A 7885-nucleotide genomic window follows, 5' to 3' on the forward strand; every position below is an offset into this window, starting at 1 on the left:
TCCTGCACGATCTCCATGTGCAGAAGACCGAGGAAGCCGCAACGGAAGCCGAAGCCCAGTGCCTGCGAAACTTCCGGCTCGTACTGCAGCGAAGCGTCGTTGAGCTTCAGCTTTTCGAGCGACTCGCGCAGCGCGTCGTACTGGTTCGCCTCGACCGGATAAAGACCCGCGAACACCTGCGGCTTCACTTCCTTGAAGCCCGGCAGCGGTTCCGCCGCGGGTTTGCTCGCGAGCGTGACGGTATCGCCCACCTTGGTGGCGGCGAGTTCCTTGATGCCCGCGATGATGAAGCCCACCTGCCCCGCCGAGAGCGACTCGAGATTGCGCGACTTCGGCGAGAACACGCCAACGTGTTCCACCGGGTACTGCGCGCCGGTGGCCATCAGCTTGATCTTGTCCTTCGGACGCAGCGTACCGTTGACGATGCGCACGAGCATCACCACGCCCACGTAGTTGTCGAACCACGAGTCGATGATGAGCGCCTGCAGCGGCGCTTGCGGATCGCCCTTGGGCGGCGGCACCTTGGCGATGAGCGCTTCGAGCACGTCCTCGACGCCGAGGCCGGTCTTCGCGCTGCAGCGCGTGGCGTCGGTCGCGTCGATGCCGATCACGTCCTCGATCTCGGCGATGGCGTTCTCGGGGTTCGCGGCGGGCAGGTCGATCTTGTTGAGCACCGGAACGACTTCGACGCCGAGCTCGATCGCGGTGTAGCAGTTCGCCACCGTCTGCGCTTCGACGCCCTGGCTTGCATCCACCACGAGCAGCGCGCCCTCGCACGCGGACAGCGAACGGCTGACCTCGTACGAGAAGTCGACGTGGCCCGGCGTGTCGATCAGGTTCAGGTTGTAGACCTGGCCGTCACGCGCCTTGTAGCTGAGCGCGGCGGTCTGCGCCTTGATCGTGATGCCGCGCTCGCGCTCGAGATCCATCGAGTCGAGCACCTGCGATTCCATTTCACGGTCGGACAGGCCACCGCACAGCTGGATGATGCGATCGGCGAGCGTCGACTTGCCATGGTCGATGTGCGCAATGATCGAGAAGTTACGAATATGATTCATTCAGTGCCGATCAAGCGAAAAAGGCGCGCCCCAACGGATGCTGGGCACGCCTCGTAAACAGATGAAAAACCGGACTATTTTAGCCGAAAAGGGGTCCCACGGGCGAACCGTCCGATGATGCAACGGATGTGATCCCGCAAGCGACACATTGCGCGAGCGCAAGGTGCGCGTTTCACGCCCCGCCCGGTAGCGCCGACGGCCCACCTGGCGCGTCGGCGCCCAGCCCGAGCGCGGCTCGCACGCGTGCCTCGTCGAGCCGGTAGTGACACAACTCGATGCCATCGCAGACGAGCACCGGCACGAGTTCGTCATAGCGCGCCTGCAGCTCGGGGTCGGAATCGACATCGATCACGTCGAGCCGCGCGCCCGCTGCCGCCGCAACCGGTTCGAGCGCCACGCGCATCTCCTCGCACAAATGACACCACGCGCGGCCATAGATGACGAGCTGCGCGCTCGCACGCCCGAGCACCGCCGCCGATGTCCGTATGGGCGTGTGCATCGTGCTTACTTCTGCCCGGGCGCACGCGGACGGAGCGGCACGAACTGCGTGTTGTCGCCGCGCCGCACGAGCACCGCCGCCATCTTCTGCGGATCGAGGCGTTCAGTCACTTCCTGGAACTGCTTCGCGTTCGTGATATCCGTGTCGCCCACGCGCAGGATGATGTCACCCTTCTGGAGTCCGGCGCGCGCCGCCGGGCCATCCGCCGAATCCACCATCACGCCGCCCTTGATCTTGAGCTGGGCCATCTGGTCGGCGGGGATGTCGACCACCGCGAGACCGAGCGCGTTAGATGCACGCGGCTTGGGGTCCGGCGCCTTCTGCTGGTCGGCCTTGGCGGTCTTGTCGGGCTGCATCTCGGCGACCGTGATCGGCAGATCGCGCGTCGCCCCCTTGCGCCAGATCGTGACGGTCGCCTTGGTGCCCGGTTTCGTGTCGCCGACCATGCGCGGCAGGTCGGTCGCGGCATCGACGCTCGCGCCGTTGAACTTCAGGATGATGTCGCCCGGCTGGATGCCCGCCTTGTCGGCCGGGCCGCCCGGCTCGACGCTCGAGACCAGCGCGCCCTGCGCCTTGGGCAGGCCGAGCGAGTCGGCCACGTCCTTCGTCACCTCGCCGATCGCCACGGCAATGCGCCCGCGTGTGACCTTGCCGCTCGCCTTAAGCTGGTCGGCCACGCGCATCGCCTCGTCGATCGGAATCGCGAACGAGATGCCCATGAACCCGCCCGTGCGGCTGTAAATCTGCGAGTTGATGCCGATCACCTCGCCTTGCATGTTGATGAGCGGTCCGCCCGAGTTGCCCGGGTTCACGGCCACGTCGGTCTGGATGAACGGCAGATAGTCGCCGGTGTCGCGTCCCTTCGCGCTCACGATGCCCGCTGTCACAGTGTTCTCGAGACCGAACGGCGAACCGATCGCCACGACCCATTCGCCCACGCGCACCTTGTTCGAATCGCCCATCGTCACGGCGGGAAGATTCGTGGCCTGGATCTTCACGACGGCGACGTCGGTGCGGTCGTCCACGCCAATGAGCTTCGCCTTGAATTCGCGTTTGTCGGTGAGTGTGACGTAGATGCTGTCCGCGTCGTCCACGACGTGCGCGTTGGTCATCACGTAGCCGTCGCTCGATAGGATGAAGCCCGAGCCGACGCCGCTGCTCTGCTCGGTGTCGTTGCCACTGTCAGGGCCCGAGTCCGAACCGCCGCCCTGCCCTCCACCCTGGCCACCGCCCTGCCCACCGCGCGGCGACTGGCCCTGCGGCCCCTGCGGAAGCGGAATGCCGAAGAAGCGGCGGAAGAATTCCGACATGTCGCCATTGTCCATGCCCGGCGGCAGACCACGCTGGGACATCGACACGCGCGTCGTGGTGCGGATATTGACAACCGACGGCCCGACCTTGTCCACGAGATCGGCGAAATCGGGCAGGTTAGCGGCCGACGCCGCCGATGCCGCCGATACCACAGGCGGCGCGAACGGCAGGCATGCCAGCACGACCGCGGCCGCGAAGAATTTGCGCAGCGGGAGAATCGTCATATCGAAGTCAGCCGAAGGAGGAATTTACCTGGGAGCCTTGTATTCTATGGCAGACGCGAACTGCTGCAACGTGCTCTGAGGCACTTCGCCGAGCAACGTGATGAAGTAGTCGCCGCTACGCTTCACGAGGACGTGCGTCGCGCCGCTGCTGCCCGAGCCTTCCTTGCGGCTGTTGTTCTTCACCGGTTCGATGAAGACGGAAAGCGTAGAGAGTCCGTCCGAGAACACGGCCTGATCGACCGGGATGGGCGGTTCGCTCGCTTCGCGCGCGGCCATGGGCCGGCGCACTTCACGAATCTTGAGGAAGCCCGGCGCGGCCGCGCCGAACGACCATCCCTGCGCTGCCATGTCGACCGGTTCGAGCGGCGGACGCACGACGGTCCACCCCGCGAGATTGCGAATGCCATTGACGATCGGCGTCTTGTCGACGGGCCCGCCGATGCGCACCTGGGTGAACGCGAGTTGCTGGAGCACCTGGCCGTTTGCCGGATCGAGCATCTGCGAGCGCAGCAAAAGGCCAGTCTTCGCGTCGGCCCACAGCTTGTAGGCGAAGCGGAAGTTGTCCTTCGGGTCGAGCTCGATCACCTCGCTGTCGAGACCGGCCACGCGATCGGTGCCGAGCATCTTCGGCTCGTAGACAGTGAGCACCTGGTCGCCGCTCGTCGAGAGCAACGCAGGAAACGCGTCCCTGTTCTGGCGCTTTTCGACGACACAAAGCTTGCGCTCGGGTACGAACGTGAAGAGATCGTCGTTGTGGCGCAGCATCGTGCGCGGCTTGCCGTCGAGGCTTTCGAGCTTTTCGAACTCGCCATCCGCCTTCGAGGCGTAGTGCGTGATGCGCGAGGACTGCACGAATTCGCCGCGCTGGTAGACGAACGTGCCTTCGTAATTCTGCTGCCGGGCAGCCTGCTGGACGCGGTCGAGCCACTGCGCGGCGCTCTGGCGCGTCGCGGAGTCGACCGCCGAAGCGCCTTGCGCGTGGGCACGCGAGGCGGCAGACAGAGCGGTGAACATCACGGCCGCGCAGCAAAGGAATGCCGGCAACCGCCCCCAGATTGTCGTTTTATTCAACCGCAATGTCTGCATCAAACTTATTGGCCTTGCGTGGAAAGAGCGGCGGAGCGGATGAACGGCATGGAATCCGACATGACCGGCTGCTGCGCAAACTGCTGGTGTGCCTGGAGATATTCGTCGAGGCGCGCGTCGCGGATGATATTGCCATCCTGGCCGGCCGTGGCGGGCGCCGGTGTGGCGTTCATCGCCACACGCTGTACAGCGTCGCCCTGCGCGGGCTGCACGGCCGCGATTTGCGGCGCGCCGGCCATACCCGCACCGCGCATTTGCGGCATGACGATCCAGGTGAGCGTGGCCGCGGCCGCGGCCACCGCCAGCGACGGCACGACCCGGCGGCGCAACGCGAGGATGCGACCTACCCGTTCGTTGCGGCCAGTCTGCGCGCCGTGCGACTGCGGCAGCGCGGCGGGCGCGAGCACATGCGGCTCGGCGTCGAAACGCGCAGCGAAGCCCGTCATGAAAGCGTGGCTCGTAGCCTGACTGAGCGCCAGATCGTCCGAGCGCAGCACGTCGCCGATCAGGTGGTACTCCGACCAGGCGGCACGGCCTTCCCCGTCGAGTTCAAAAAAATTAGCGTTCAGATGCTCCTCGGCCGACCATTCACCGTCGACAAAGGCGGACAGACGCTCGCCACGCGAGCTTGATACCGATTGCATCGAGACGGACCCCATGATGCTCCCCATTCCCTTACAGACGCCCTCGTGACACCAACATACCAGGTGAATCGCATCGCTGCCCGGGGCGAAGCTGGCTATTCTTCTTACCAGCGCTTGCCTTCCGGAGTGTCCAGCAGCGGACGCAATTTTGCCGCAATGGCTTCCCGAGCGCGGAAAATTCTCGATCTGACTGTGCCGATCGGGCAACCCATCATCTCGGCAATTTCCTCGTAGCTCAGGCCTTCAATTTCCCGAAGCGTAATGGCGGTGCGCAACTCTTCCGGTAAAACCGCCATCGCAGCGTTGACCGTCTGCGCGATCTGCTTGCTCATCAACATCGACTCGGGCGTGTTGATATCCCTTAGTTGATCGGCGTCCGAGAAAGTTTCAGCTTCTTCAGCATCCGCTTCGGTGGAAGTCGGGGCGCGTCTTCCCTGGGTCGCAAGGTAGTTCTTTGCCGTATTGACGGCAATTCGGTACAACCACGTATAGAAAGCCGATTCACCACGAAACTGCGGAAGTGCGCGGTAAGCCTTGATGAAGGCATCCTGCGCCACGTCCTCGACCTCGGCGGGGTCTCGCACGAGGCGCGAGATCAGCCGGATGATCTTGCGGTGGTATTTCGAGACCAGGAGCTCGAACGCGGCCTTGTCGCCTTTTTGCACGCGCTCGACCAGAACCTGATCAATTTCTTTTTCGCTCACCTGAAAAATCCGTTAGCTCATAAGTAGACGCGGGGGCACCATTGTAGCGTCCTCGCCACGGCGCAACGTTACGCGCGTAACAGCCGTTACAAGCGTTACGTCGCGGCGCGCTCAGCGCCCGGCCGCGCTGCGTGCGCGAACGGCAAGCGTATGGAAGGCTCCGGGCGGGCAGGTTGCGGCGGGAAACGCGTCGGCGGCGATGAGCAGCACCTTGCGGCGCGCACCGTGCTCGACGACGAGCGCAAGCAGCCATGTGCCCCATTGTGACGCGCCGGCGAGCCGGCCGGTAGCAAGACAGGCGCCATTACGGGCGTAGGCAGCGAGAGAATCCGGCCCGATTTCGAGGAAGGCCGGCTGCCTGCGACGCCACGCCGCAGCCGCAAGACCGCCAGTGGCAAGCAACGCCCACGCCGGCGGCAGCGCGCGCCATGCACCGAGCCACGGCGCAAGCGCGGTATAGACGGCTGCCGTAGCCACGCCGAGTCCGGCCGCAACGAGCAGTTGCAGCGCGAGCGACGGACGCAGGGAAATGCGGCCGACCGGGGATTGCAACTGCGGCAATTGCTCCGGCGCGGCCGCTGTCTCGTCCGTGGGGATCAAGCGTGGCGCTTGAAGACGAGCGTGCCGTTCGTGCCGCCGAACCCGAACGAGTTCTTCAGCGCGACGTCGATCTTCATGTCCCGCGCGGTGTTCGCGCAGTAGTCCAGGTCGCATTCCGGATCCTGGTTGAAGATGTTGATCGTCGGCGGCGACAGCTGGTTGTGCACGGCGAGCACCGTGAACACCGACTCGAGGCCGCCCGCGCCACCCAGCAGGTGGCCCGTCATCGACTTGGTCGAGTTCACGACGAGTTCCTTCGCATGGTCGCCGAAGGCGCGCTTGATCGCCGTGGTTTCCGCGATGTCGCCGAGCGGCGTCGAAGTACCGTGCGCGTTCACCCAGTTCACTTCGTTCGGGTTCACGCCCGCGTTACGCATGGCGTACTGCATGCAGCGGCGCGCGCCGTCGCCATCTTCGAGCGGGGCGGTCATGTGATACGCGTCGCCGCTCATGCCGTAGCCACCGATTTCCGCGTAGATCTTCGCGCCGCGCTTCTTCGCGTGCTCGTACTCTTCGAGGATCATCACGCCCGCGCCCTCGCCCAGCACGAAGCCGTCGCGGTCCTTGTCCCACGGACGGCTCGCCGTTGCCGGATCGTCGTTGCGCTGCGAGAGCGCGCGTGCGGCCGCGAAACCGCCGATGCCGAGCGGCGAAACGGTCGATTCCGCACCGCCCGCGATCATCACATCGGCGTCGCCGTACTCGATGAGACGCGAAGCCTCGCCGATGCAGTGCAGGCCGGTCGTGCAGGCCGTGACCATGGCGAGGTTCGGGCCCTTGATACCGTACTTGATCGACAGGTGGCCCGAGATCATGTTGATGATCGAGGCCGGCACGAAGAACGGCGAAATGCGACGCGGACCGCGATTGAGCAGTTCCGTCTGCGTGACTTCGATCATCGGCAGACCGCCGATGCCCGAGCCCACCACGACACCCACACGCTCGGCGTTTTCATCGGTGATTTCGAAGCCGCTGTCCTGCATCGCCTGAATGCCCGCAGCGATGCCGTAATGGATGAACGTATCCATGTGGCGCGCTTCTTTCGCCGGCATGTAATCCTCGACGTTGAAGCCCTTCACTTCGCCGGCGAAGCGGGTCGAGAAGTTCGTAGCGTCGAACTTCGTGATGCTGGCGATGCCGGACTTCCCGGCGACCAGATTGGCCCAGCCGTCGGCAACATTATTGCCAACAGGCGAAATCAGCCCCAGGCCTGTAACAACAACTCGACGACGGCTCACGGTAACCCCTTTTCCATAGATGACAAAAACAAAAGCCACAGAGGCCACAGGAAATGCTCCTGTGAGCCCTGTGGCTAGTTGACCGGCAGATGTCCCGCAGCGAGTGCGGCGGGCGTACGCGGTTTCACGGGCGAGCGTCCTCGCGGGCCGCTGGCGCGCAATTGGCGTGCGCGCCGGCCCCTACAAGGAAGACGGCGCTTAGGCCTTGACGTTCGCGCGAGCGTAGTCGATCGCTTGCTGAACCGTCGTGATCTTCTCGGCTTCCTCGTCCGGGATTTCCATGCCGAATTCGTCTTCGAGGGCCATGACCAGCTCGACGGTGTCGAGCGAGTCGGCGCCCAGATCGTTCACGAACGAAGCCTCGTTCTTGATTTCAGCTTCGGCGACGCCCAGTTGCTCGGCGACGATCTTCTTGACGCGCTGTTCGATGTTGTCCATTACCCCTCCAAGGGAAAAAAGTTAGCTCATGAATGCGAGTGCGCGCATTTTATCAGGTTTGACCTGGCAGAAAAGCGGCGCTC

General features: G+C 64.4%; 9 protein-coding genes. All 9 read right to left on the reverse strand.

Going from position 1 to position 7885, the window contains the following annotated elements; genetic code table 11:
• Window positions 1-1058, reverse strand: a 1058-nt coding sequence (gene lepA / locus VMJ11_RS27895; RefSeq protein ID WP_325623826.1) for a translation elongation factor 4, incomplete at its 3' end; no start/stop codon positions are given.
• A 172-nt stretch (window positions 1059-1230) separates the two neighbouring features.
• Window positions 1231-1557: a glutaredoxin family protein gene (locus VMJ11_RS27900; RefSeq protein ID WP_325623828.1), complete on the reverse strand. Its 327-nt coding sequence runs from the start codon at window positions 1555-1557 to the stop codon at window positions 1231-1233.
• A 5-nt stretch (window positions 1558-1562) separates the two neighbouring features.
• Window positions 1563-3092: a DegQ family serine endoprotease gene (locus tag VMJ11_RS27905; protein WP_325623830.1), complete on the reverse strand. Its 1530-nt coding sequence runs from the start codon at window positions 3090-3092 to the stop codon at window positions 1563-1565.
• A gap of 24 nt (window positions 3093-3116) precedes the next feature.
• Complete coding sequence (locus VMJ11_RS27910) at window positions 3117-4178, reverse strand: MucB/RseB C-terminal domain-containing protein (RefSeq protein ID WP_325623832.1); 1062 nt, start codon at window positions 4176-4178, stop codon at window positions 3117-3119.
• 5 nt (window positions 4179-4183) lie between these two features.
• The gene (locus tag VMJ11_RS27915) at window positions 4184-4837 is read right to left on the reverse strand and encodes a sigma-E factor negative regulatory protein (RefSeq protein WP_325623840.1); all 654 of its coding nucleotides are present in this window, start codon (window positions 4835-4837) and stop codon (window positions 4184-4186) included.
• An 89-nt stretch (window positions 4838-4926) separates the two neighbouring features.
• Window positions 4927-5526, reverse strand: coding sequence for an RNA polymerase sigma factor RpoE (gene rpoE, locus VMJ11_RS27920; RefSeq protein WP_027795258.1), 600 nt, complete (start codon window positions 5524-5526; stop codon window positions 4927-4929).
• A 111-nt stretch (window positions 5527-5637) separates the two neighbouring features.
• Window positions 5638-6126, reverse strand: coding sequence for a hypothetical protein (locus VMJ11_RS27925; RefSeq protein WP_325623835.1), 489 nt, complete (start codon window positions 6124-6126; stop codon window positions 5638-5640).
• Complete coding sequence (gene fabF, locus VMJ11_RS27930; RefSeq protein ID WP_325623837.1) at window positions 6123-7364, reverse strand: beta-ketoacyl-ACP synthase II; 1242 nt, start codon at window positions 7362-7364, stop codon at window positions 6123-6125. Before fabF ends, VMJ11_RS27925 begins: the two co-directional genes overlap by 4 nt.
• Window positions 7365-7562: 198 nt before the next feature.
• Window positions 7563-7802 (reverse strand): acyl carrier protein, encoded by a 240-nt coding sequence (acpP, locus tag VMJ11_RS27935; protein ID WP_004197638.1) that lies wholly within the window; start codon window positions 7800-7802, stop codon window positions 7563-7565.
• Between the last annotated feature and the right edge of the window lie 83 nt (window positions 7803-7885).

Source organism: Paraburkholderia sp. (genome assembly GCF_035501035.1).
Lineage (GTDB): Bacteria > Pseudomonadota > Gammaproteobacteria > Burkholderiales > Burkholderiaceae > Paraburkholderia.